At 39.3% G+C, this 23234-nt stretch carries 26 protein-coding genes, 1 rRNA gene and 1 pseudogene; 17 read left to right on the plus strand and 11 right to left on the minus strand.

Annotated elements, in window-relative coordinates; genetic code table 11:
• Positions 1-184: 184 nt before the first annotated feature.
• The 5 genes from FTU05_RS03445 to FTU05_RS03465 all read right to left on the minus strand — a co-directional run bounded on the left by FTU05_RS03445 (position 185) and on the right by FTU05_RS03465 (position 4394).
• Entirely contained in the window at positions 185-1291 is a 1107-nt protein-coding gene (locus FTU05_RS03445) for a porin (protein WP_180106464.1), read from the minus strand.
• A gap of 310 nt (positions 1292-1601) precedes the next feature.
• Positions 1602-2015: an HIT family protein gene (locus tag FTU05_RS03450; RefSeq protein WP_078188511.1), complete on the minus strand. Its 414-nt coding sequence runs from the start codon at positions 2013-2015 to the stop codon at positions 1602-1604.
• Positions 2016-2046: 31 nt separating this feature from the next.
• Positions 2047-2316, minus strand: coding sequence for a YARHG domain-containing protein (locus FTU05_RS03455; RefSeq protein ID WP_078188510.1), 270 nt, complete (start codon positions 2314-2316; stop codon positions 2047-2049).
• Between the two features lie 88 nt (positions 2317-2404).
• Complete coding sequence (locus FTU05_RS03460) at positions 2405-3277, minus strand: NAD(P)-dependent oxidoreductase (RefSeq protein ID WP_180164233.1); 873 nt, start codon at positions 3275-3277, stop codon at positions 2405-2407.
• A gap of 22 nt (positions 3278-3299) precedes the next feature.
• The gene (locus tag FTU05_RS03465) at positions 3300-4394 is read right to left on the minus strand and encodes an alpha/beta fold hydrolase (RefSeq protein WP_180106460.1); all 1095 of its coding nucleotides are present in this window, start codon (positions 4392-4394) and stop codon (positions 3300-3302) included.
• 142 nt (positions 4395-4536) lie between these two features.
• Here FTU05_RS03465 and FTU05_RS03470 point away from each other — a divergent pair, with 142 nt between their 5' ends.
• From FTU05_RS03470 to trpB, 10 genes are all read left to right on the plus strand, one after another.
• A complete protein-coding gene (locus FTU05_RS03470) occupies positions 4537-5724 on the plus strand; it encodes an O-succinylhomoserine sulfhydrylase (protein ID WP_180040989.1) in 1188 nt (395 codons plus the stop codon).
• Positions 5725-5756: 32 nt separating this feature from the next.
• Complete coding sequence (locus FTU05_RS03475; protein WP_078188506.1) at positions 5757-6086, plus strand: YbaB/EbfC family nucleoid-associated protein; 330 nt, start codon at positions 5757-5759, stop codon at positions 6084-6086.
• Between the two features lie 12 nt (positions 6087-6098).
• Positions 6099-6695: a recombination mediator RecR gene (gene recR, locus FTU05_RS03480; RefSeq protein WP_168379667.1), complete on the plus strand. Its 597-nt coding sequence runs from the start codon at positions 6099-6101 to the stop codon at positions 6693-6695.
• A 201-nt stretch (positions 6696-6896) separates the two neighbouring features.
• The gene (locus FTU05_RS03485) at positions 6897-8039 is read left to right on the plus strand and encodes an HRDC domain-containing protein (RefSeq protein WP_180106458.1); all 1143 of its coding nucleotides are present in this window, start codon (positions 6897-6899) and stop codon (positions 8037-8039) included.
• 124 nt (positions 8040-8163) lie between these two features.
• Positions 8164-8472 (plus strand): YcgL domain-containing protein, encoded by a 309-nt coding sequence (locus tag FTU05_RS03490; RefSeq protein WP_078194000.1) that lies wholly within the window; start codon positions 8164-8166, stop codon positions 8470-8472.
• Positions 8473-8493: 21 nt separating this feature from the next.
• Complete coding sequence (locus tag FTU05_RS03495; RefSeq protein ID WP_078193907.1) at positions 8494-8877, plus strand: hypothetical protein; 384 nt, start codon at positions 8494-8496, stop codon at positions 8875-8877.
• 21 nt (positions 8878-8898) lie between these two features.
• Positions 8899-9750 carry a MoxR family ATPase gene (locus FTU05_RS03500; protein WP_180106454.1) on the plus strand — a complete coding sequence of 284 codons (852 nt, stop codon included), beginning with the start codon at positions 8899-8901 and terminating at the stop codon, positions 9748-9750.
• A gap of 185 nt (positions 9751-9935) precedes the next feature.
• Positions 9936-10262: a hypothetical protein gene (locus FTU05_RS03510; protein ID WP_218953231.1), complete on the plus strand. Its 327-nt coding sequence runs from the start codon at positions 9936-9938 to the stop codon at positions 10260-10262.
• Between the two features lie 203 nt (positions 10263-10465).
• Entirely contained in the window at positions 10466-11653 is a 1188-nt protein-coding gene (locus FTU05_RS03515; protein ID WP_180106447.1) for a VWA domain-containing protein, read from the plus strand.
• 131 nt (positions 11654-11784) lie between these two features.
• Positions 11785-12993 (plus strand): tryptophan synthase subunit beta, encoded by a 1209-nt coding sequence (gene trpB / locus FTU05_RS03520; RefSeq protein ID WP_180005109.1) that lies wholly within the window; start codon positions 11785-11787, stop codon positions 12991-12993.
• A 9-nt stretch (positions 12994-13002) separates the two neighbouring features.
• On the opposite strand, the gene FTU05_RS03525 is transcribed toward trpB, so the two are convergent.
• The 4 genes from FTU05_RS03525 to FTU05_RS03540 all read right to left on the minus strand — a co-directional run bounded on the left by FTU05_RS03525 (position 13003) and on the right by FTU05_RS03540 (position 14765).
• Positions 13003-13353 (minus strand): hypothetical protein, encoded by a 351-nt coding sequence (locus tag FTU05_RS03525; protein WP_180164235.1) that lies wholly within the window; start codon positions 13351-13353, stop codon positions 13003-13005.
• Positions 13354-13476: 123 nt separating this feature from the next.
• Entirely contained in the window at positions 13477-13908 is a 432-nt protein-coding gene (locus FTU05_RS03530; protein ID WP_078193901.1) for a CBS domain-containing protein, read from the minus strand.
• Positions 13909-14014: 106 nt separating this feature from the next.
• On the minus strand, positions 14015-14392 hold the full coding sequence (locus tag FTU05_RS03535; protein ID WP_078188495.1) for a DUF2750 domain-containing protein: 378 nt from the start codon (positions 14390-14392) through the stop codon (positions 14015-14017).
• 139 nt (positions 14393-14531) lie between these two features.
• Entirely contained in the window at positions 14532-14765 is a 234-nt protein-coding gene (locus FTU05_RS03540) for a hypothetical protein (RefSeq protein ID WP_078188494.1), read from the minus strand.
• A 222-nt stretch (positions 14766-14987) separates the two neighbouring features.
• Between FTU05_RS03540 and FTU05_RS03545 the strand changes: the two genes are divergently transcribed.
• Both FTU05_RS03545 and FTU05_RS03550 read left to right on the plus strand, forming a co-directional pair.
• Positions 14988-15347 (plus strand): hypothetical protein, encoded by a 360-nt coding sequence (locus tag FTU05_RS03545; protein WP_180011241.1) that lies wholly within the window; start codon positions 14988-14990, stop codon positions 15345-15347.
• Positions 15348-15456: 109 nt separating this feature from the next.
• Positions 15457-15780, plus strand: coding sequence for a hypothetical protein (locus tag FTU05_RS03550; protein WP_180011239.1), 324 nt, complete (start codon positions 15457-15459; stop codon positions 15778-15780).
• Here FTU05_RS03550 and FTU05_RS03555 read toward each other — a convergent pair.
• Together FTU05_RS03555 and FTU05_RS03560 are read right to left on the minus strand one after the other, a co-directional pair.
• On the minus strand, positions 15704-17275 hold the full coding sequence (locus FTU05_RS03555) for a M16 family metallopeptidase (protein WP_373685257.1): 1572 nt from the start codon (positions 17273-17275) through the stop codon (positions 15704-15706). The genes FTU05_RS03550 and FTU05_RS03555 overlap by 77 nt on opposite strands.
• Before the next feature lie 123 nt (positions 17276-17398).
• A pseudogene (locus tag FTU05_RS03560) lies at positions 17399-18721 on the minus strand (M16 family metallopeptidase); the annotation flags it as partial.
• A gap of 241 nt (positions 18722-18962) precedes the next feature.
• Between FTU05_RS03560 and ftsY the strand changes: the two are divergent.
• From ftsY to FTU05_RS03585, 5 genes are all read left to right on the plus strand, one after another.
• Positions 18963-20069 (plus strand): signal recognition particle-docking protein FtsY, encoded by a 1107-nt coding sequence (gene ftsY, locus FTU05_RS03565; RefSeq protein ID WP_180007272.1) that lies wholly within the window; start codon positions 18963-18965, stop codon positions 20067-20069.
• Positions 20070-20244: 175 nt separating this feature from the next.
• Positions 20245-20931 carry a nitroreductase family protein gene (locus FTU05_RS03570; protein WP_180027252.1) on the plus strand — a complete coding sequence of 229 codons (687 nt, stop codon included), beginning with the start codon at positions 20245-20247 and terminating at the stop codon, positions 20929-20931.
• Between the two features lie 214 nt (positions 20932-21145).
• Positions 21146-21739, plus strand: coding sequence for a nitroreductase family protein (locus FTU05_RS03575; protein ID WP_180007270.1), 594 nt, complete (start codon positions 21146-21148; stop codon positions 21737-21739).
• A gap of 182 nt (positions 21740-21921) precedes the next feature.
• A complete protein-coding gene (locus FTU05_RS03580; protein WP_180041014.1) occupies positions 21922-22599 on the plus strand; it encodes a DUF2057 domain-containing protein in 678 nt (225 codons plus the stop codon).
• A 510-nt stretch (positions 22600-23109) separates the two neighbouring features.
• Positions 23110-23234 (plus strand): 16S ribosomal RNA (locus FTU05_RS03585); the annotation flags it as partial.

A 23234-nucleotide genomic window follows, 5' to 3' on the forward strand; every position in this document is an offset into this window, starting at 1 on the left:
TTGTTGATGTGGTGCTAGTAAACGATCGTTATACGGATGATATTGAATAGGCGTGTCTAGTTTTTTTAATTGTTTTTATAAACCACTGATAAATGATGAAATTAGCTTATTTTAGTTCTGAGACATTTTATTTGAGTAAAAAAAAGACATACCGGAGTATGTCTTTTGGGGGAGATATTGCAGCTTAGAAGTCGTAACGTAGACCAAGAGAAAGTGCAGTTGCATTTTCATCACCGATACCTGAGATACCGTTACCGAAGCTACGACCTTCTTTCCAAGGATTAAGTTTTGAATTTTTGTCGTTAATTACAGTTGCTAAGTTGCCGTATACCCGTAGGGTGCTGTCCAATTTGTGTTCGACACCTACACCAACTAAGCTTGCATTTGCGTCATCTGCATCTACATCACGGTAGAAATATTCACCGCGTACAGAAGTTTTAGGTGTTACTTTGTATTCGCCAGCTACACCAAAGACTTGAGCATCTGGGTTTGCCGTATCATTATCGTGTTTTGCAATTTGATATAACGCACCTAAGTTAAATGCTTCGGTGAGTTTGTATGCACCTGCAATACGGAAGGCATCGCGGCCTGCACTGCCAGCAGCATTTGCAGCATTTTCGTCATATTTTTCATATGCCGCAGCAAAGTCGATCGGACCTTCTTTGTAGGTTAAAGCTAAGTCATAAGCTTTGTTGTCGTCTTTGCCCTCTTTTACACCTTCTGCAGGAGGAGTGGTGGTAGCATCAACACGTCCGATATTGGTGCCTGAGTGCATAGATATTGCAGCGAGGACGTTAAAGCCGCCACCAAATTTTGGTGATTTATATTCGATGGTGTTTTCGTTACGTTCATCAAATTTTAAGTTGCCTACGCGAGTTACGTTACGTACGTCACCGACCATATCACCGAAGAAGTTAACTGGACCACGTGCAACTTTGAATGGGCTATCGAAGCGACCTACACGTGCTTGACCATAAGTACCGCTTTTTAAGCCAACAAATGTATCACGTGTTGAAAAATCTACGCCTTTGCTGTCTTGGCTACCGCTTGCAAAGTTTACTTCTTGCTCAATTTGAGCGAATACGTTGAGGTCATCATTAATTTTTTGATCTACTTTGAAGCCTAAGCGTGAAGCGTTAGAAGAAAGACCAACTTCGTTGTAATCTTTACCATCATCTAGATAGTCAAGAGAGACATGTGCACGGCCATAAATTTTTACATCTGCAGCAGATGCCATCATTGGTGTAAGAATTGTTGCCCCGATTGCTAATGCACATAGAGTTTTTTTCATTTGAAGCTCCAGAAGACTTTTCCAGTCATATCAATATGTTTTATCAGTAGCTTGGCTAGAAGTAATTTCGCTATCTAATGGCGCTAAGTATTCATTACAAATAAGACAGTTCTATTAAGGAAATATTTCAAAACGGTGAAAGGTGACTTTTGGTTTAAATTACTTTTATACTTATAAAAAGCAATATTTATTAAATGCTTAGAGTTGTATTGAACAGTAAATTTTGCAGCTAAAAGTTCTTGGGATAATATTCGAGACATAAAAAATGGAGCCGAAGCTCCATTGATCATCACTTTAAACTCAATTGAACTTAAAGTGCTGCTTTGATTTTTTCGCCAATGGCTTTGATTTTTTCCATATCGCCCATTTGTGCGGCATGTTTACCTAATTCATGCACTGAAGTCGGTATTAGGTGGAAATGTACATGCGGAACAGTTTGACCCGCAGCAGCGCCAGACAACTGCATCAATACGATACCTTTCACGTCTAAGGCTTTTTCCATTGCTTTCGCAACTTTTTGAGCAACCTGAATAGTATAAGCAGCCGCTTCTGGATCTAAATCAAGCAGTGTAATAGCAGGGGTTTTAGGAATTACGAGCGTATGACCTTCGGCCTGTGGCATGACATCCATAAAAGCGAGTACTTGATCATCTTCATAGACTTTAAACGCAGGAAGTTCTCCACGTAAAATCCGAGCAAAAATATTTTGATCATCATAAGTCATTGCTAAATTCCTTGAGCGAATTGAATCGTAATTATTTACAGTTCAATTCTTTCTGACGATCTTTGATCGCGTCAAGTCGTTGTTGCTCTTTTTCTGAAAATTTAGGCTTAGTTGTGTAGCAATTGTCATTGCCAAACTTCGCTTTAGCGTCAGGATCTTTAAAGCAGAAACCTTTCGATGCATAAATCACATCATGGTCATTTTTCAACTTTTGGCATTCTTGCTCAGATGCTAAAACAGCAGTAGAAGCCCCGATTAAAGTTACAGCACCTAGCAAAGTTGCGAGGGTAAATTTGTTCATGCGAGTTTCCTCTGTCATTTGTAACAATGTGTGTTATGACACTAGAGTACAATATGATGGTTATTTATCGTTATTCAATGGCGAGTTATTACTCAATTGTAATTTTACTCCATTTTTCATACATAATCATAGCGCTTGAAAAATCACTGTTTTCTTCAGCTTGATCGCTTGCTGCTTGGATTAAATTTTGCGTCAAAGAGAGCACCGGTGCTGAAAGTTTTGCTTGTCGCACCAGATCAACAGCAATTCCCGTATCTTTTGCAAGTAATGGAAGTGCAAAGGTTAATGGGAAGCTACGATTCAGTACGCGCTGCGGTAAAACTGTTTCAGTCACATTACTTTTACCGCTCGACGCATTAATACAATCGAGTGCTTCATGTAAGTTCACGCCATGCGCTTTTAAGGTGGTGAATCCTTCAGCAACTGCACAAAGATTTACAGCCATTAACATGTTGTTTACAGCTTTGACGGCAAAACCCGCACCCGGTTCACCTACATGTTTAATCAGTTTGCCAAATGTTTGGATCGCAGGTAATGCACGTTCAAAGGCTACTTTGTCACCACCAATCATGACGGTTAATGTTCCCGTTTCAGCGCCAATGGTTTGTCCACTCACAGGGGCATCTAAGAATGCAACATTTTGCTGCTTTAAGGCAGCAGCGAGTTTTTTTGCAGATTCGGGTACACCGCTGGTACAGTCGACCCAAATCGAGCCTGATTTCAGCGTTACACTCGCAATTAAATTTTCAACATCTTGGCTGATGGGTAGGCAAGAAAAAATAATGTCCGCTTGTACTGCTTGCTCTATAGCAACCGCTTGCGTACCAAATTCAGCAGCATGTTGTTCTGCCTTGGTAAAGTTTCGATTCCAGACATAAACCGTGTCGAACTGTTTTGGTAGGTGTGCTGCCATACGGTAACCCATTGCGCCCAATCCAATAAATGCAACTGACTGAATCATCTTTACTTTACCCTCTAAATTTTTATTTCAATAAACTGGATCTTTGTGTAAGCCACTGGGTCAAAGTTGGCCAAAATTGATTGGCACTTTTTTGACTCGACATCAGGCCGAGGTGACCACCGGGAATGAGAGTAAACGTGACATCTTGACTACTTGTCAATTCGCCTAAAGGACTTGCTGCATCTGCCGTAACAATTTGATCGGTAGAACCCGCGCCAATCAACAATGAACAGTGGATATTTTTTAATTGAATAACTTTATCTTTCAATTGAATAATGCCGTTTTTAAGCGGATTTTGTAGCCAAACATTGAACACCATGTCTTGGTTAATGCCACCCGGATAGTCAATCATGTGATTGAGAAAATCGCCCATGGTTGCATGTTCATACAGGTCATGCAGATTATCTAAGTTAGATAAAAATTGCTTTTGGCTTTTGAACCAACCAATTGGATCGACGATTTTAAATCCAATCGCATTAAGCACGCCCGGTGTATGGATAAAATGTTTAGGAATTTTCCCAGTGTAAACAGTATCTTGTAAATTCTTACTACGTGAAAGCAAGCGATTGGTTTTTTGAAATAACTTTCCGATACGACCTGAGGCATAGCTATCAATTGGTGCGCCCATCACCATGAGATTTTTAACATGTTCAGGTTGATGTAATGCGGTATACAGCGTGACAAAGACTCCAGCCATGCTCCAACCGTGTAGCGAGATGTATTGACTATCTGCATGCTCACAAATTTGATCAATACAATGTGGAATCACATCATCAATAAACGATAGAAAATTTAAGAAACGATCTTGATAGTTTAATTTTCCCCATTCCAGCAAATAGACATCAAAGCCACTGTGTTGAAAATGTTTAACCAATGAGCGATATGGATACAAATCATAAATCGCCATATTGATGGCCAGTGGAGCAACAAACACTAAGGGTTCTTTATATTTACGATCAGGCGAAGCGTAATACCGAACTTTTGCATGTTTATATTCAGTAATTACTTCATAGGGTGTCGATTGAGAAAGGACCAGCGATTTTGCATTAAACACACGTGTAGACAAGTGTTTAATTTTCTTTTGCTGCGCCAGAAATTTCTGTTTGAAAGGATGCATAACTGTCAATTGCCTAAGTCCTTGTAGGATTGGTCGAAGTCTAAGCGATAATTTCGTATTTTACCTTGACCTTAAATAGCTTAGACGCTCAAAATATTGGCAATTCTTCACAAAGGCAGTTCTTCGCGACTGAGTAATACAGATGAGCCAACAAGACGACATCGAATACCAATTAGAGACTTTAGCGATTCGTACAGGTCATACTCGTACTTTTGAGGGTGAACATAGCGAGCCAATTTTCCTGACTTCATCATTTGTTTGTGAAAGTGCAGCAGATGCCGCAGCAAAATTTTCAGGTCAAATTGAAGGCAATACCTATTCACGTTATACCAACCCAACTGTACAAGCTTTCGAAAAACGTTTAGCTGTTTTGGATGGTGCTGAAGCCGCGGTTGCGACAAGTTCAGGTATGGCGGGCGTACACGCGATCACTTTGGCGTATTTGAAAGCTGGCGATCATGTGGTGTGTTCACGTGCTGTCTTTGGTTCGATCATTTCTCTGTTTGAAAAATATGTCATCAAATTTGGTGTTGACGTTACTTTTGTTGATTTGGAAGATTTAGATGCTTGGAAACAAGCGATTCGTCCAACTACACGCCTATTGTTTATTGAAACACCGTCAAACCCATTAGCTCAAGTAGGTGATTTACAAGCCATTGCTGATATTGCACATGCGCATGGGGCATTATTTGCAGTCGATAATACCTTCTGTACACCAGTGTTACAGCAACCGATTAAATTTGGTGCGGACCTCGTGATCTATTCATCAACAAAATATATTGATGGTCAAGGTCGTGCGCTCGGTGGTGCTGTTGTAGGTAGTGCAAAATTGATGGAAGAGATTACAGGTGTTATTCGTACACTGGGTAACTCGATGAGCCCATTCAATGCATGGATCTTCCTGAAAGGCCTAGAAACTTTAAGCTTACGTATGAAAGCCCACTGTGCAAGTGCTCAAACTTTAGCTGAATGGTTAGATGCACACCCGAAAGTTGAAAAAGTGTACTATGCGGGACTTCCAAATCATGAAGGTCATGAGTTGGCGAAAAAGCAACAAAAAGGCTTTGGCGGAGTTGTATCGTTTGTTGCGAAAGGCGAACGTGAAGGCGCTTGGACAGTGATTGATAATACCAAGTTCCTTTCTATTACAAGTAACTTGGGTGATGTAAAATCAACAATTACTCATCCTGCAACGACTTCTCATGGCAGAATGTCAGCAGAAGCGAAAAAAGCAGCAGGGATTAGCGAAGGTTTAATTCGTGTATCTGTTGGTTTAGAAGATATTAATGATATTATTCGCGATCTTTCACGCGGTTTAGATCTTATCTAAAGTGAATTCATCAGTTTTGTTCGGAGATTTTTATGAACATTAATATGCTCATGCAGCAAGCTCAACGCATGCAAAAAGAAGTTGAGAGCAACATTAAAAAAGCCAAGGAAGAGCTTGCACAAGTTGAAGTTCACGCTGAAGCAGGTGGTGGTCTGGTTAAAGTTACTATGACTGCACGTCATGTAGTGAAACGTATCGAAATCAATCCTGAACTACTTCAAGATGATGCAGATATGATTGAAGACTTAATTGCAGCGGCAATGAATGATGCTTCACGTCAAGCTGAAGTGATTTCAGAAGAAAAACTGAAATCTGCAAACTCTGGTATGGGTCTTCCACCAGGTCTTTCAGGTTTATTCTAAGGAATACGTTGAATGTTTAGTGATCGTTTTGATCAACTTGTACAGGCATTGCGTATTTTGCCAAGCGTTGGGCCAAAGTCGGCTCAACGTATGGCACTGCACTTAATCATGAAAAATAGGGAAGGCGCTGTTGGTTTGGCATATGCATTGACTGAAGCAACCAACTATATTCATGAATGTTCCATTTGCCATTCATTGACTGAAGATGAAGTATGCAATATTTGCATCTCTTCAGAGCGTGATGATCAACTGCTTTGCGTGGTTGAATCTCCAGCAGATGTCATGGCAATCGAGCAAAGTGGCAGTTTTAGAGGGAAATATCATGTATTGGGTGGACATTTGTCACCACTCGATGGTATTGGCCCCGACGAAATTGGTATTCCATATTTAATTCAACGACTAAGTGATGGTAAAGTGCAGGAAGTGATCTTGGCGACCAATGCAACGGTTGAAGGTCAAGCGACAGCACATTATTTGGTTGAAGCGACCAAGCATTTACCAATACAAATGACCCGTATTGCACAGGGTGTACCACAGGGTGGTGAGCTTGAATATGTGGATAGCCATACCTTAAGTCAGGCCGTGCATAACCGAATGCGAATGAAATAACTATAGAGCGAAACTCGTTTCGCTTTGTATAAAATTCACCTAATTATTTATACTTAATAACGATTAAAGTTTTTGTTTATAATGAATAAAAAAGCCAAATAAAAGAAATAAGTCACTAAAATAACGTTTTTCCTTATAGATAAATAATATATATCAGTTAATATAAGCTCATAGAGCATCTAAAATTAGACTCAGCAACTTATGTATCAATTCATTCAAAATCAGCCAGATTTAAATTGCGTTTTAAATCTTATGGACCAAAGCTCGATTTACGGACTCGACACCGAGTTTATAAAAGTAGATACCCTGTGGCCCAAACTTGGACTTTTCCAAATTAATGTACAAAATCAGGTGTATTTACTTGATGGTACAACCCTCGATTTAAGCCAATTCTGGCAAAAATTATTTGCGGCTCAGCAAAACATTTTTCATGCTTGTAGTGAAGATATCGACCTGATTTATCACTATGCACAGCATAAGTCTTTAGAAAATGTCTTTGATACACAAGTTGGGATGTCATTTTTAGGGCATGGCTTACAAGTCAGCTATCAAAATGCCTTAAAAACTATGCTCGATGTCGATATTGATAAAGATCAGACACGTTCAGATTGGTTGGCTCGTCCACTCAGTGCCGAGCAATTGAACTATGCAGCGAATGATGTACATTATTTAATGAATTTAAGCCATACGATTCAGAATGAATTGGCTGCGAAAAGTTTATTAAATTGTGTGCTTGAGGACTGCAAAAATTTAACTTATGAAATTGGCACTGAAACGCCGATCCATATGCTGTATCACGATATTGGTAATTATCGACATTCACGTCGTCAGCTCATGCAAATTCAGCAATTGGCCGTTTGGCGTGAGCAAATGGTGAAAGCCTTAAATCAGCCACGTAGCTTTATTCTTAAAAACTCAACCATCATTGATATGGTAGAAAAAAATCCAAAAAATAATTTTCAATTGAGTGCAGTGAAAGACATTCGTCCGAACATTGTGCGTGAGCATGGTAAAATTTTTTTAGATTTGTTGAAGTTTTTACCTGAGCAAGCTGAATGGCCGCTGCGTATGGCACGTCCAATTCGTCATTCGTCTCAGGATATTGGTTCGCGCGTCGATACCGTTATTCAGCGTGCAGTACAAGAAACCTCTGTGCCTAAAGAAGTTTTAATGCGCAAAAAATGGTTAAATGCCTTGTATCAGCATGTGGTATTTCATAATGATGAACAGGATTTACCGAGCTATTTGTTGGGCTGGCGCTATGATTTGCTGACGAAGCCTTTAATTGAAGTGCTGCATGCCGATGAAAGTTATCTTTCTGGTCAAATGAAAGTGTTGGAATAAGTTCTGATTGATTAAAGAACTATCACTTATACAAATTCACGACTGATGCGTTAATAAACACTAATGTATCAGTCTTTTTTTTGATGTATCCTTTGCCTTGCGTTTAATGAGTATTGATTCAATTATGTACTGTTCTATCTACAAATCGAGCAAAAAAGATGAAATGTATCTTTATATTGCTCGTCCTGAAGTTAATGAAAACGAAACTGAAGTGACAGATCCACTTGCAGTAATGCCTGATGCTTTACGTACAGCATTTGGTCGTGCCACATTTGTCATGGATCTAGAACTCAGTGAATCACGCAAACTTGCACGTGTGAACGTATTACACGTCATAGATTCTATTGAAACAAAAGGATTCTTTATTCAGATGCCTCCAGAAGGTTTAATTGACCCAAATGCAGTTGAGCCAGAAGGCTTGCGCGGCGCTTAAGTTAATTCAGGAGTTGTGAAAATGAATGGTGTAGTATCGGTATTGGACTCAATTCCTGAAAGCAGTATTGCAATTACGGTTTACTTAGGTGGGGCTGTAATTGCTTTGTTGTGTTGGTATGGGCTGATGAAGCGCTTACCCAAAACGATCGGTGCCATTGGTTGGCTTATCGTATTTGCTATTTTATTAACACCAACCGTTTCTGAAGGTTCAAATGCAGCAATCGCACCTGCGATTTTTGGTTTGATTTTTGGTGTATTAACAAAAGATCAGCCATTGGTTTGGTTGAATCTATCGCTGATTCTCTTTGTGGTGGGTATTGGTTTAGTCCTCGGCTATTTTTGGACAAAATACAATGCAGCGAAACCACAGCACGTTGTAAACAAGAAAATTTCACCGCTTTAAATAAAAAAATAAGGTTATGTCATGTCTGTTGAAACTCAACAATTTACTGGTACAGATCAATATATTGCGACCGATAGCATAAAACTTGCAGTAAAAGCTGCACGTTCATTGCAAAAGCCACTTTTGGTTAAAGGTGAGCCGGGGACAGGTAAAACACTTTTAGCCGAACAAGTGGCTGAAAGTTTAGGCCTTAAGCTCATTACTTGGCATATTAAATCGACGACCAAGGCTCAACAAGGTTTGTACGAGTACGACGCCGTATCTCGTCTGCGTGATAGTCAGTTGGGCGATGACCGTGTTTATGACATCAAAAACTATATTAAGCCAGGTAAACTTTGGGAAGCATTCACTAGTGAAGAACGTTGTGTACTTTTAATCGATGAAATTGATAAAGCAGATATCGAATTCCCTAATGATTTGCTACACGAACTCGATAAAATGTCATTCTTTGTGTACGAGACAGGTGAAACGATTACGGCAACACAACGTCCAATCGTGATCATTACTTCAAATAATGAAAAAGAACTTCCAGATGCCTTTTTGCGTCGTTGTTTCTTCCATTATATTGAGTTCCCTGACGAAGCAACCATGCGTGAAATCATTGATGTTCATTTTGAAAATATTTCAAATACCTTGGTTTCTGAAGCACTACAAATCTTCTTTAAATTACGTCAAGTTCCGGGTTTAAAGAAGCCGCCTTCAACTTCTGAGTTGATTGATTGGTTGAGTTTGCTGATGGCGGATGATATGCCAGAAGATATTTTACGCAACACAGATAAATCGAAATCAATTCCACCGCTTTATGGTGCCTTGATTAAGAACGAACAAGATGTGCAATTACTTGAACGTCTAGCATTTATGTCACGTCGTTAATTGATATCAATTCTATAAAAGATTTAAAAGCCGGTTATCCGGCTTTTATTTTGAGCATTAAAAAATATAAAGGTGAATTATGCAGACAAGTGCATACGTATCTCGTGTACACATAGCTGTACCTAGGAGGTTTAAGTCGGCAGCACTCTTGTTGGTTGCGAGTTTTTATTTTTCTAGTTTTAGCTATGCAATGGATGATGCTCAGTTTGAACAGCAGCATCAACAGCTACTCCAAGATGCGTATTGGGCGTAAAGAAAAGCTAATTGATCAATCAGATCATCTTGCAGCTCAAACGGCCATTCAGCAAAAGGCCTGTGCTGCAACTGTACTTGAGCTGAAATACTATGATTTTGTGATCTTGAACCTAAGCGATTTTAACCGCTATAGAAACCATCAAGGTTTTTATAAAATCGTATCTATTCAAAAGTTGCAGCAAGATCGCCTCAAAGTTCAGCACAAATATGAAACTCTTAAACAATCGCTTAACAATAGAAATGCGACTTGCGAATAAATCATGCTGTATGTGTTTCTTTGGGTAGTAGGGCAACGTATATGAACACGCAGTAAAAGCTTTTGGCTTTACTTGTAGAGATCAATTTTTCATAATGGTATGCGTAAAGGCAAGACTCAGTTGCAGATGAAATAACAAGATCACATGCATTCACACTGGATTTGACCTCTTAATATTTAATTTTTATTGGATTTTATTCGCCTATGTTTGTGCGATTGTTTTATACCCTTCGAAAATATGGTGTTCCAGTTTCAACCCGTGAATTGATTGACTTGAACCAAGCAGTGGCAGCAGGGCTGGTCTTTGCAGATAAAAATGAATTTTATCAGCTTGCAAAAACCGTCATGGTTAAAGATGAACGTTACTTTGATAAGTTCGACCGTGCCATGAAGGACTATTTTGACGGTATTGCCACCTTTGATTTAGACGAGCTACTAAATCAGGTACATAAACTGCCAAAGGATTGGTTTGACCTTGAGCTCATCGAAAAACATCTAACACCAGAACAACGAGAAGAATTAAAAAAAGCTGGTTCATTAGAAGAACTGATGAAAATGCTCGAAGAGCGTTTGCGTGAGCAGCATAAAAAGCATCAGGGTGGTAATCGAATGATCGGTACGGGTGGTACTTCGCCATTTGGTGCCTATGGTGACCATCCTGAAGGTGTGCGTATCGGTGGGCCTGGTCGAAAACGATCTGCGGTGAAAGTGTGGGAACAACGACAATACCGAAACCTAGATGATGAGCAGATTCTCGGAAGTCGTCAGATGCAGATGGCTTTGCGTCGTTTGCGTAAATTCGCCCGTCAAGGTGCAGCAGAAGAGCTAGATATCGATGGAACTATTCGTGAAACTGCCAAACAGGGTATTTTGGATGTGCAGTTGGTTCCTGAACGACGTAACCGCATTAAAGTATTGATGCTGTTTGATGTTGGGGGCTCGATGGATTCACATATTGCCCAATGTGAGAAGCTCTTTACCGCTGCAAAAACGGAATTTAAAACTTTAGAGTATTTCTATTTTCATAACTGTTTATATGATTATGTATGGAAAGACAATATTCGCCGTTCAAGCACGCGTATGAATACATGGGATCTATTCAACACCTATGGTCGAGATTACCGTGTCATCGTTGTCGGTGATGCGAGTATGGCACCATATGAGTTGAACTCGGCAGGTGGATCTGTGGAATATATGAATGATGAAGCGGGTCAGGTGTGGTTACAGCGCTTACGCAATCATTTTGATAAAACAGCGTGGCTAAACCCTGAAGAAGAAAGTTATTGGCATTACACCCAAACCATAGCTGCGATTAAACAAATCTTTGAAGATCATATGTTCCCGATGACCCTAAAAGGTGTGGAAGATATGACGAAATATTTAGCGCGCTAAAGCGTTAAAAACGCTACTTTTTCTTATCAATGATGTTTATATTACTTACTCCAATTTTGCATTGTTTCTTATTTTCAAAATTGGATAGTATTTAAAAGTCTTTGTTTTGCATACAACATGAAGGAAATATGATGGATCATCAAATTAATGGTATCGCATTACCTAATGAAGAAGGTTTCTTCGGTGAATACGGTGGGCAGTTCATTCCACCAGATTTAAAACAGGCAATGGATGACATTAATGTTGCTTATGAGCAAATTCGTCATACAGAAGAATTTCAAAATGAATTGAAAGAGTTGTTTGCACACTATGTTGGACGTCCTAGTCCATTGTTTTATGCAAAGCGCTTGTCTGACAAATTAGGTGGCGCACAAATCTACCTAAAGCGTGAAGACCTCAACCATACCGGTGCGCATAAAATTAACCACTGCCTTGGCGAAGCTTTGTTAGCAAAATACATGGGTAAAACCAAAGTGATTGCTGAAACCGGCGCAGGTCAGCATGGTGTAGCATTGGCAACGGCTTGTGCCTTAGTGGGCATTCCATGTGAAATTCACATGGGGCAAGTGGATATTGAAAAAGAACATCCAAACGTGGTGAAAATGAAGATTTTAGGTGCCAACCTGATCTCTGTTACACGTGGTACAGCTACGCTCAAAGATGCAGTAGATAGCGCTTTTGAAGAATATTTAAAAGATCCAACCAATTTTATTTATGCGATTGGTTCAGTGGTTGGCCCACATCCATTCCCGAAAATGGTCCGTGACTTCCAGTCAATTATTGGTGATGAAATTAAAGTTCAAGCCAATGATCGATTTGGTGCAAATCCTGACTATGTGGTTGCATGCGTGGGTGGTGGTTCAAATGCCGTTGGTGCATTTACAGCATTCCTCAATGATACAGATGTAAAACTTGTGGGTGTGGAGCCTGCAGGCCATGGTTTAGATACCAATATGCACTCTGCGACGTTGACATTGGGTAAACCAAGTCAAATTCATGGTATGGCATGTTATGTCCTTGAAGATGAACAGGGTGAGCCATTACCAGTGCATTCAATTGCATCAGGTTTGGATTATCCTGGAGTGGGGCCACAACATAGCTTGTTAAAAGACCTAGGCCGTGTTGAATATACAACAGCGACAGACCAAGAATGTTTAGATGCATTCATGACGCTTTCACGTGTAGAAGGTATTGTGCCTGCACTAGAAAGTTCACATGCGGTTGCATGGGCAATTCGTGAAGCATCAAAACTTGCCAAAGATGTGAAGATTGTTGTTAACGTTTCAGGCCGGGGCGATAAAGACTCAGACTATGTGGCTGAAAAATTAGGTTTAAATTAATTACTGCCATTAAAAAAGACTAAGTTGCTCATCATCTGTTGATGGTGCAAAAATCTTTTGCAGTTGTATAGCCCGATCTATATTCGAAGTATCCCAGTTTTTAACTGGGATATTTTTTTTGACATAATTTTTATATATAGTGTGGTTAACGCTTGATGTAATTGGAATTAACTCAGGATGTAGCGCATAAATAATTGCCTTTGCATCTAAAATTTCAGCGATAGACGAAGCAATCTCCAAATTAATCGTACGTCGGTGGTATTGCAGCAGTTCATCGTCTTTCATAGAAACCATTAAGCGTTCTAATTCTAAAATGATGGCATCCAGTTGGTCTAATTTATCTAAAACGGGTTTCAACATAAGAAAGGAAATTGAGAAAAGTAATTAATTTGTAATGTGTGTGTCATTACATATTGTGAGTTGTATGAAGAATTTTGATTTCTAGATTTCCCCCTTAAAGCTTGTTAAGGGGGATTTTTAAGTTTAGCCTGAAATATATTGTTGAAGTTGTTCGATCAGTTTGCGTTGATCATCCATTGCTGCTTTTACAAGGTCGCCGATGGAGATTAAGCCGGTTAATTTCTGTTCCTCAACGACAGGTAAATGACGTAAATGGCGATCTGTCATAAGTTCTAAACATTCTTCGACAGTCGCGGCACTTGTCACGGTGATGACACTACCCGTCATAATTTCGCTGACAGAGGTATCGAAAGATGTTCTTTCCATCAGGGCGATTTTACGTGTGTAATCACGCTCAGACAAAATCCCAACAACTGTGCCTTCATGGGTCACAACGAGGGCACCAATGCCTTTTTGTGCCATCAGGGAAATGGCTTCGAGTACAGTCGCATCTGGGGTGATGGTGTAAATTTCTTGATAAGCTTTGTCTTTAAGTACTTGGGCAACTGTAGTCATATTTTCATTCCTTTATAGTAGTTTTTGTTTAATTTAAATTAACGCGAAATTTGAAAAAAGCAAATACTTTTCAGTGCATGCTGAGGTCAAGCATGCACTGAGGGTTTTATGCCATTTGAATCTTATCTTGGTTAAAAAAGAATAAACGCATTTGCGAGGTTGTGAGCTTGAGACGGATATGGCTAGAGCTATGCAACGCAGGGATGACTTTAAGGCGTGTTAATGTCGGTAATAGCGATGCCTCAAAATCTTCTGGTGTAATGCGTCGTGGAGTGTAGTTGGGCCAATGCTTTTTGGCATATTTATGCGCTTGAATGCCATTTAGCCAAAACGGGAAGATAATATGATCTTGATCGCTGGTCATTGCCCAACCTTGTTGGTGGTAGAGACCCCAAAGGACTCCACAGTACATCATGGTTTTTAAAATACTAATTTTGAAAAATAAATCTTTTGGAATAGGTTTATATTGCTTTAATTTAGACATCATATGCAGCGTGTTGTTGATGTTGCTCCTATTGTAGGAAATTCTTATGAAAAAGCTGTGTAAGCTTTGAACTGGATTGTAAGAATTTATGTAGTTAAAAGTTGAAGGGTGTAAAAAACGCCACCTTAGTGACGTTTTTTTATGCTTGCAAGGTGGCCATGTTCTGCCAATATTGCGCTTTGAGTGAGTCACGTTCTACGCGGAAGCCTTGATAATAAAGTTCAGCCAAAAATAACGCTGCTTTACCATGTCCAGCACGAGCTGCATCTTCCAATTCGTGAACTGCATCGCTGAAGTTCATTTGAGATTGAATTGTGTTTACCGCATTTGCGTATACATGTTCGAGTTCATGTTGAGAGAATTGTTGAATCATATTTAACTCCTTATTCTAATTATGATCATTAAGGGCCCATTCTTTAGCCCTATTAACTAATATAACTAAGTATTATTAAACTAATATTACAATTATCTTGAATTGTCAACTATTCACGTAAATATTTCTAATTTGCTATAGTTTACATGATTAAACAATGAACAATTGTTTTCATGAGTAAAATACTAACATAAGAAGTTGTAGATAATAAGGAGAAGTAAAATGACAAAAGTTTTAGACGGTTTAACTTTAGATTATCCTCCGACATTAGCGCAAATTGTGGAATTGGCACATCTACATCGTCGCAATCTTGATGACGCAATTTTTCATCAGGAGATTCATTTAGGGGATTTTGGTTTAGCACAGCGCAAACGTGTATATGATTTCACACGGGATTTAGATAAGGGACAGCGCTTAGAATTTTACAATGCATACAATGGTGAATTACTCAAAATCGCCGATGATGATGATTTACATCCTGCGCATGCAGAGGGTGGAATGAGTATTTTTGCAGTATTTATCGTTTTGGCGATTATTGCATTGATTCTTTATTTTGCGGTGATACGTACCATTATTCAGTAAATTGTTTAGCTAACTCACAGACTGAAACAGTGGACTGATGCAGTTTTAAGCGCTGTGACTTGAACTTCTTGAACGTCAGCCATACACTACTTTTAACCTGAGGTAGTGTATGACTATTGATTTAGAAAAAATTATTCAATTCAAATCTAAAATACAGCTTGAGCAAATTTATAATATCTTTGTTTCAGTCATGATCGTGGTGATTTTGGTATTGGCTGTGATTGCCTTATATCGTCCTATTTCTGTACAGCAATACCAAAACGTATCACGACTTGCGTTTCAGCAAAGTTATCCTGAAACTCAGGAAATGGCGATGTTGCTGAGACAGCAAGATCGCATCCGTGTGGGTGCTTATCTTAAATTGATGCATGCTTATCAGATGGAGTCTGTACGGGCACATCAACTTCCGGCTTTGGCAGAGGAACAGCCTTAGTCGCAGGGATTATCTTGGTTGGAGCTGCTTGTACATTCTCCTCCAATATCTGCTGTACTTCATTTTTATCTAAGGTTTTACTGACCACAATCACCGTCATATTTTCAGGGTGCATGTAGGTACGAACCGCATTTTGTACATCAGCTACAGTTATTTTTTCCAATAATTTAGGGTACTGGGTCAAATAATCTGGGTCTTGTTGATAAAAGCCCAATAGACCAAGCTGTGCATTGATTGTTGCATTACTGCTGTAATTATTCGGAAAAGCACGCAGCATACCGGCTTTGGTTTCTTCCATTTGTTTTTGATCAATAGGCATTTTGACAAAATCATTAAAGGCTTTATGCGCAACACGAATACTATCTATCAGCTGATCTTGACGTGTTCCATAGCTAAAACTAAAGATACCGGGCGCTTGGCTAAAGCTAAATGCACTATAGGCACCATAAGTATAGCCACGTTTGACACGAAGCTCTTGCATGAGGACCGAGTTAAAACCACCACCGCCAAACATTCGATTGGCTACTTCTAAGGCTAATCGATCTTTGTTATCGCGTGTCGTCCCTAAATGTCCAAATATGACGTTGGCTTGGGTGGAATTGTAGGGAAGATGGATAATATCAAAGCCTTGTTTTTCTTCTGGTTGTGCAAGTGCCTTGGCTTTTTCGCCTTGCTTTAAGTTTCCAGAAATACGTTCTGCAAGGTTTTGTGCTTCTTTTTTGCTGAGTTTGCCTGTAATGGCTATATTTAAGTTTTGAGCAACTAAAAATTGATCACGAAACTTTTTTAAAATGTCTGGGGTGATTTTTTTGATACTGCCATTGGTTCCCGTAATCGGTTCTGCATAAGGGTGTGTGCCGTATACAGCCCGATAGAATCGAATATTCATTAAGCGACTTGGGCTTTCTTGGAGTTGCTTCTGACCAGCTTGGTTATTACTGAGAGCTAAGTTTAGACTAGAGGTTTTAAAAGTCGCATTTTTAATCACGTCCATCATCATGCTTAAAGCAGGTTCTAATTTTTTAGGGTCTGACAATACGCGTAGCCGAACGACAAACATATCTCGATGTGCTTGCACGCTAAATTGAGCACCTGTTTGGTCAAAAACCGAGGCAATTTGCGTTGGATTGTATTTTTCTGTGCCTTCATCGATTAAACGTGCAGCCATGTTGGCAACACCATACAAGCCTTTTCCGACTTCTTCATCACGAGCAGAACCTGCATTAAAGGTCAGTTGAATATCCACCATGGGTAGATCTTGTGACTCAACAAACAGGCTATTCACACCATGTCGGTTTTTCAGCACTTGAACAAGCGGAGCACGGTAGTCTTTATCAATCTGTAAATTCTTTAAACTTTGCAGCATGGGGATAGATTGTAATTGGCTCGGATTATCGTTGAGGTCGGGAACATTTTCCGTATAAGTTTCTGCATGGAGGAGTGAGCCAAACGCAGTGAGTAAGCTTAGGGATAAAATTTTCGTAATAGTCATCACTAATCCTTACAAGACGCTATCTGTGTTTTGGGTTGAGCTGATTTGTTGCTCTGGAATAACAACTTCCGTTTGAGCGGATTTTACTGTTTGATCTGCTTTATTTGAGGTTGTTGGAACCTCCGTCTGTTCTGGAAGTAGATACATGGTGCTTAAATTTTCTCGGACAAAATACGCATTTGCGACACGTTGAATATCTTGTGCGCTGACGTTTTCATATAGTTTTGGTAATTCGTCCATTAGCCTGAAACTGAGCCCATTGACTTCTAAGTTACCGATCGTCTTGGCTTGGCTGCTGATGTCATCTTGGTTATAGACTAAATTGGAGACAAAACGTGTGGTGATACGTTCAACTTCAGGTGTTTTGACTAATTCTGTTTTTAAAGTGTCGATTTCATCTTGTATCGCTTTTTGCGCTTGTTCCATTTTGACGCCATCGGCAGGGAGTGCTGAAATGGTAAACAAACTGTCTCCACGATTGTATGGATCATAAGAAACACTTACAGCAGTAAGTAATTTTCTATCGCGTACCAGTTTGTCTTGTAGGCGCGATGAGATGCCGCTGTCTAAAATATTGCGAATAATATTGAGAGCATAAGCATCTTGTGGGTTTTTTGCGGTAGCCAGTGAGCGTACATTCCACGCCATATACAAATTGGGCACTTGTACGGGTAAATTTAGTTCCATATGACGATAGCCCACACGCTCGAATTCCCTCACATCGTTACGATCAGGTGTTTTGCGTGATGGAATATCACCAAAGTATTTTTGAACTTGACGAATGGCTGCTTCGGCATCGACATCACCGACAATCACCAAAATGGCGTTGTTTGGGGTATACCAATCTTTATACCATTGTTTTAAATCTGCCAATTTGATGTTTTGCAGATTTTTCATGTGTCCAATGACGGGTTGACGATAGTGACTGGTTGGATAAGAAATCCATTTGAAACGTTCATAAGCCAAAGAACGAGGATTGTCATCTGTGCGCTGTCGGCGTTCTTCCATAACCACTTTAATTTCAGGTTCGAAATCTTGTTGTTGCAATCGTAAATTACTCATACGATCCGCTTCGAGCTCCAGTGCCATAGGAAAATAGGCTTTAGGATACAACTGATAATAATTGGTGTAATTGGTGAAGGTTGCAGCGTTGATGCTGCCGCCATAGATACGGCTGAGACGTGTAAATTCATCATTAGGAACTTTGGTGGTTCCTTTAAACATCATATGTTCGAGCGCGTGGGAGATCCCTAATAGATTGCCCGACTCATCACTACTGCCAACACGATACCAAATATGGGTCATTACCATCGGCGCACGGTGGTCTTCACGGATAATGACCTTTAAGCCATTTTTAAGTGTGGTTTCAAAGGTGCTTCGCGTTAATTGGGTGCGTGTGTCAGCATGTAGATTGGGTGCACACCAAAAGCAACTAGTGATGACACAGATAGGAAGCGCAGAGCGAAATAAAGTTTTAAAAAAACAAGGAGAAAATCTGTTTTTATGGGACACAAAGGAATCCATTAAAATGCATTTTATAGTTATCTAGTTTTCCTAAAGTTAATTTTGATTGCAAGTTCAACATGTTGTTTTTTAGTGTGCTTCGCTCTGACAGGCGTGTAGCGACTCAATTTAAGATAACTTATGATAGAATCGGTTTTTTTAACGCAGTGCTTTTCAAGGATTCGGCATGCAACAGCAATCTCATGGGCAGAATAAATTTTTGATTGATGCTGATATCGGTGATGACGATGTCACGCTACCGAGTTTACCTGCGGTAAATGTGCCGATTATCGAGACACCGAAAGTACAGCAAGAAGTTGCTGCACCATTACAAGAAACAGAGTCAGAAACTGAAGACTCGAAGGTGAAAGGCGGCTTCTTTAGTCGTATGAAAGAAGGTCTAGCAAAGTCACGTAAGAACTTGGCAGACGGCATGGTGAATATCCTGATCGGTGGGAAGGAAATTGACGATGAACTTTTAGAGGAAGTTGAAGAGCAACTTTTGGTTGCTGACATTGGTGTCGATGCAACCAAAACGATTATTGCGAACTTAACTGAACGTACTGAACGTGGCGATTTAATTTACTCGCACTCTTTATATAAAGCGCTTCAAGAAGAACTGGTGGCATTACTTGCACCACGTGTTAAACCACTACATATCGACAGCAATAAAAATCCGTATGTGATTTTGGTTGTTGGTGTGAATGGTGTGGGTAAAACCACCACGATTGGTAAATTAGCGAAACGCTTACAAGGTGAAGGTAAAAAAGTAATGTTGGCTGCTGGTGATACATTCCGTGCAGCAGCCACAGAACAATTACAAATTTGGGGTGAACGTAATAATATTGCCGTTGTGGCTCAAGGTCATGGTGCAGATTCTGCTTCAGTTATTTTTGATGCATTTGAAAGTGCTCGTGCAAAAGGCGTAGACGTGCTGATTGCAGACACCGCAGGTCGTTTACATAACAAAGGACACCTCATGCAAGAGTTGTCTAAAGTAAAACGTGTAATGCAAAAAATTGACGCTACAGCTCCACATGAAGTGATGTTGGTGGTTGATGCAGGTACAGGTCAAAATGCCATTAACCAAGTTGAAATGTTTGATGAGGCAGTAGGGCTTACAGGTCTAACCATTACTAAACTGGATGGTACTGCGAAAGGTGGTGTGTTATTTAATATTGCAAGCCGTACCCATGTGCCAATTCGTTTTATTGGTGTAGGTGAGAAAATTGATGACTTACGTCCATTCTCAGCTAAATCATTTGTCGCAGCATTATTTGAAACTGATAAATAAATTGCGTTAAATGTCACATAAACTCCGCAAAATGCGGAGTTTTTTGTTTTTGAGCTTACTGATTGATTTAAAAAGCAACATGTGAATAAATCATAATCAAAATTCAGCCTGATATACCCTTAGAATAAGTAAGGAATTGTTGTTTATATATAAAAATTGCTTTGGGGTGTTTAGGGTGGCGTTACTCGATAAAATTGGTCATGTATTGACTGCGGATATCACTAAAGATTTTAAATTAAAAAAGAAAAATACCGACCAAGAAATAGAAGCGTCCTTTGTTGATCAATTAAAGAAACGTCGCAGTATTTACGAGCTTGGAAAGAAGGTGCATTACAGTCAGGCTTATTTGGCGGAACTGATTCAAGAATCCGTAAGAAGTTGTCCATCTGCATATAATTCGCAAAGCACACGTATTGTAGTTTTATTTGGCGAATCTCATCAAAAATTTTGGGACATTGTAAAAGACGTACAACGCAAGAATGTTGCGAGTTATATTTTTGAAGGTGTGGCGCTCAAAATAGATCAGTGTGCAGCTGGCCTGGGAACTGTACTTTTCTATGAAGATCAAGTTGTGATTCAACAATTACAAAAGAAAGTGCCATTAAGTGCAGAAGATTTTCCAGTGTGGTCGGAGCAAACGTCTGGCATGGCGCAATTCGCAGTATGGACTTCGATCGCAGATGCAGGTTTAGGCGCATGTTTACAACACTATAATCCACACATTGATTATGCCGTTGCCGAACACTTTAATATTTCAAAACAATGGCTGCTACGTGCGCAGTTGGTCTTTGGTTCAATTGAAGGTCAAGCGCCTGAACGTTTAGAACCAGAAGATCAAGATCAGTTTAGAATTTATGAGTAATTTCTATGTTCTGTAGGTTGCTTTGATTTCTGCTGTCCTAAAGACTGTGAACCAATATTTGAATGTAAGTGGGTTGTAGGTATTTAGATGCTTGCAACTGATTGTTCTAGAAATAAGACACAATGTTGTAAATATAGTCATGCAACTGTTAAAAACATCACCTATTATAAATCTCAACTTAGTCAGCTAATTGAAAATAAAAAGAGGTCTTGTAATGTCATTCTTGAATCAAATCGAACAACGTCGCACAATCTATTCTATTGGTAATAACGTGAGTTTATCGCAAGATGAAATTGAGCAAACCATTAAAAATGCAGTACGTTTAAGTCCGTCATCATTTAACTCTCAAACGTCTCGTGTCGTTATTCTGTTTGGTGATGCACATCAAAAATTCTGGAATATCGTACGTGAAACTTTACGTAAAATTGTACCTGCAGATGCATTTGAAGGAACCAATGGCAAGATTAATAGTTTTGCAGCAGGTTTTGGTACAGCATTATTTTATGAAGATCAGGCTGTAGTAAAAGCCCTCCAAGAACAATTTGCACTTTATGCAGATAATTTCCCAGTATGGTCTGAACACTCAACAGCGATTGCTCAATTTGCTACTTGGACGGCTTTGGCTGAAAAAAATATTGGTGCGTCATTACAACATTACAATCCAATTGTTGATGCTGAAACAGCTGCGGCATTTGATGTGCCAGATCAATGGAAACTACGCGCACAGCTTGTTTTTGGTTCGATTGAAGCACCTGCAGGTGAAAAAACCTTTATTGCAGATGAAGAACGATTCAAAACATTCAAGTAATGATGGTGTGATGAATTAAAAAGGATGCTTTGAGCATCCTTTTTTTATATGCAAAATTCTTGAATGAATATCAAAATAATGTCTTGAAACAAAATATACAGTGATTGTTAGATGTCATAAGATTGTCATATATGCATTGCATAGTGCATTCGAAACTAAATAATTGATAAAGAGTGATAATGATGACTTTAAGATTAACTGTTGCTGCTGCAGCGCTGATGTTAAGTAGTGCCGGATTTGCAGCTGTAACTTTGACTGTTCCGGAAGAAATCAAAATAGTTGCAGTTAATGATCAAGAAGTTACAGGTGGTTTATTTCGATCTACAGAGAAATATAAGCTAGATGCAGGTGAAAACGTATTAACTGTACGTTATAGCGAATTTTTTCAACATGCTGATAATTCGCACGATATATTAAAATCAGGAGTTGCTGCTATTCGCACTCCAGCACTGATTGATGGTCAAGAGTACCGTTTAGGTCTAGTCAATGCACCAAGAGATTTTGATGCTGCGCAAAAATATAAAGACCAACCAATATTTGGGTTGTATGACAAATCTAATCAATTACTTGTGCAGCAAGCTGGGGCAAAGAAAGAACAAAAATCGATTTTCTCCAATGGTGTATTGGGTAATGCCGTAGATTTTACGAAGAAAGAAGCTGTGCCAGAAAATCAACCGGCACCTGTTTATGCACAATCCGTAACAGTAAAGCCAACGAACGTAGCCGTTCCTGTAGCTGCTCCAAAAAATATAGCTGTTCATCAAAATGGAGTAGATCAACAATTAATTCAGCTTTGGCAGAAGGCTAGTAAAGCTGAACGACAAAAATTCATGAGTTGGTTGGCTGAGCAAGCAAACTAAAGTTACTTTCGTAACTTTATTAGTTTTCTTGAAATCCGCGTTATTTGAAAAGTCCGTTGAATTACGGGCTTTTTAGATTGAAGAATATAAAAATCACCAAGAATTATAAAATTCGTCTTTCATAAAGCAAAATATACGGATATATTGATTTTTAAATAAGCAATAAATTGCTTTTAGTTTAAAAAATATACATTCAAGCGCAATATCGTAGAAATTTCTATGATAGGGGCTTGTGTTTGTTTTGAAACTCTATAGAATACGCTGCATACCAACGCAGACAGCTATAAACATAAGGTTTTGAGTTGTTTGATGTTGTTTTCTTATTTGCTGACGAAGCATTAAGAAGATCATTAAGAGATTATGAAGAACAACTTGTGTGGATTTTTACTGATTGATCGATCGAAATTATTTTCATTGATTAATGGTAGAAATTACTCGAAGTTTATTTGAGCAAATTTTTGTCAGTAATTGATGAGCCAAGATTGGTACACTATATGTACTATTGATTTTAAACTGAAGAGTTTGATCATGGCTCAGATTGAACGCTGGCGGCAGGCTTAACACATGCAAGTCGAGCGGGGGAAGGTAGCTTGCTACTGGACCTAGCGGCGGACGGGTGAGTAATGCTTAGGAAT

This window comes from Acinetobacter sp. YH12049 (genome assembly GCF_013419875.1).
Classification (GTDB): Bacteria; Pseudomonadota; Gammaproteobacteria; order Pseudomonadales; family Moraxellaceae; genus Acinetobacter; species Acinetobacter amyesii.

Coding starts and splice junctions, on each gene's coding strand:
- FTU05_RS03445 (WP_180106464.1), bottom strand. CDS start 1,291: ATGAAAAAAACTCTATGTGCATTAGCAATCGGGGCAACAATTCTTACA.
- FTU05_RS03450 (WP_078188511.1), bottom strand. CDS start 2,015: ATGACTTATGATGATCAAAATATTTTTGCTCGGATTTTACGTGGAGAA.
- FTU05_RS03455 (WP_078188510.1), bottom strand. CDS start 2,316: ATGAACAAATTTACCCTCGCAACTTTGCTAGGTGCTGTAACTTTAATC.
- FTU05_RS03460 (WP_180164233.1), bottom strand. CDS start 3,277: ATGATTCAGTCAGTTGCATTTATTGGATTGGGCGCAATGGGTTACCGT.
- FTU05_RS03465 (WP_180106460.1), bottom strand. CDS start 4,394: ATGCATCCTTTCAAACAGAAATTTCTGGCGCAGCAAAAGAAAATTAAA.
- FTU05_RS03470 (WP_180040989.1), top strand. CDS start 4,537: ATGAGCCAACAAGACGACATCGAATACCAATTAGAGACTTTAGCGATT.
- FTU05_RS03475 (WP_078188506.1), top strand. CDS start 5,757: ATGAACATTAATATGCTCATGCAGCAAGCTCAACGCATGCAAAAAGAA.
- recR (WP_168379667.1), top strand. CDS start 6,099: ATGTTTAGTGATCGTTTTGATCAACTTGTACAGGCATTGCGTATTTTG.
- FTU05_RS03485 (WP_180106458.1), top strand. CDS start 6,897: ATGTATCAATTCATTCAAAATCAGCCAGATTTAAATTGCGTTTTAAAT.
- FTU05_RS03490 (WP_078194000.1), top strand. CDS start 8,164: ATGTACTGTTCTATCTACAAATCGAGCAAAAAAGATGAAATGTATCTT.
- FTU05_RS03495 (WP_078193907.1), top strand. CDS start 8,494: ATGAATGGTGTAGTATCGGTATTGGACTCAATTCCTGAAAGCAGTATT.
- FTU05_RS03500 (WP_180106454.1), top strand. CDS start 8,899: ATGTCTGTTGAAACTCAACAATTTACTGGTACAGATCAATATATTGCG.
- FTU05_RS03510 (WP_218953231.1), top strand. CDS start 9,936: ATGCAATGGATGATGCTCAGTTTGAACAGCAGCATCAACAGCTACTCC.
- FTU05_RS03515 (WP_180106447.1), top strand. CDS start 10,466: ATGTTTGTGCGATTGTTTTATACCCTTCGAAAATATGGTGTTCCAGTT.
- trpB (WP_180005109.1), top strand. CDS start 11,785: ATGGATCATCAAATTAATGGTATCGCATTACCTAATGAAGAAGGTTTC.
- FTU05_RS03525 (WP_180164235.1), bottom strand. CDS start 13,353: ATGTTGAAACCCGTTTTAGATAAATTAGACCAACTGGATGCCATCATT.
- FTU05_RS03530 (WP_078193901.1), bottom strand. CDS start 13,908: ATGACTACAGTTGCCCAAGTACTTAAAGACAAAGCTTATCAAGAAATT.
- FTU05_RS03535 (WP_078188495.1), bottom strand. CDS start 14,392: ATGTCTAAATTAAAGCAATATAAACCTATTCCAAAAGATTTATTTTTC.
- FTU05_RS03540 (WP_078188494.1), bottom strand. CDS start 14,765: ATGATTCAACAATTCTCTCAACATGAACTCGAACATGTATACGCAAAT.
- FTU05_RS03545 (WP_180011241.1), top strand. CDS start 14,988: ATGACAAAAGTTTTAGACGGTTTAACTTTAGATTATCCTCCGACATTA.
- FTU05_RS03550 (WP_180011239.1), top strand. CDS start 15,457: ATGACTATTGATTTAGAAAAAATTATTCAATTCAAATCTAAAATACAG.
- ftsY (WP_180007272.1), top strand. CDS start 18,963: ATGCAACAGCAATCTCATGGGCAGAATAAATTTTTGATTGATGCTGAT.
- FTU05_RS03575 (WP_180007270.1), top strand. CDS start 21,146: ATGTCATTCTTGAATCAAATCGAACAACGTCGCACAATCTATTCTATT.
- FTU05_RS03580 (WP_180041014.1), top strand. CDS start 21,922: ATGACTTTAAGATTAACTGTTGCTGCTGCAGCGCTGATGTTAAGTAGT.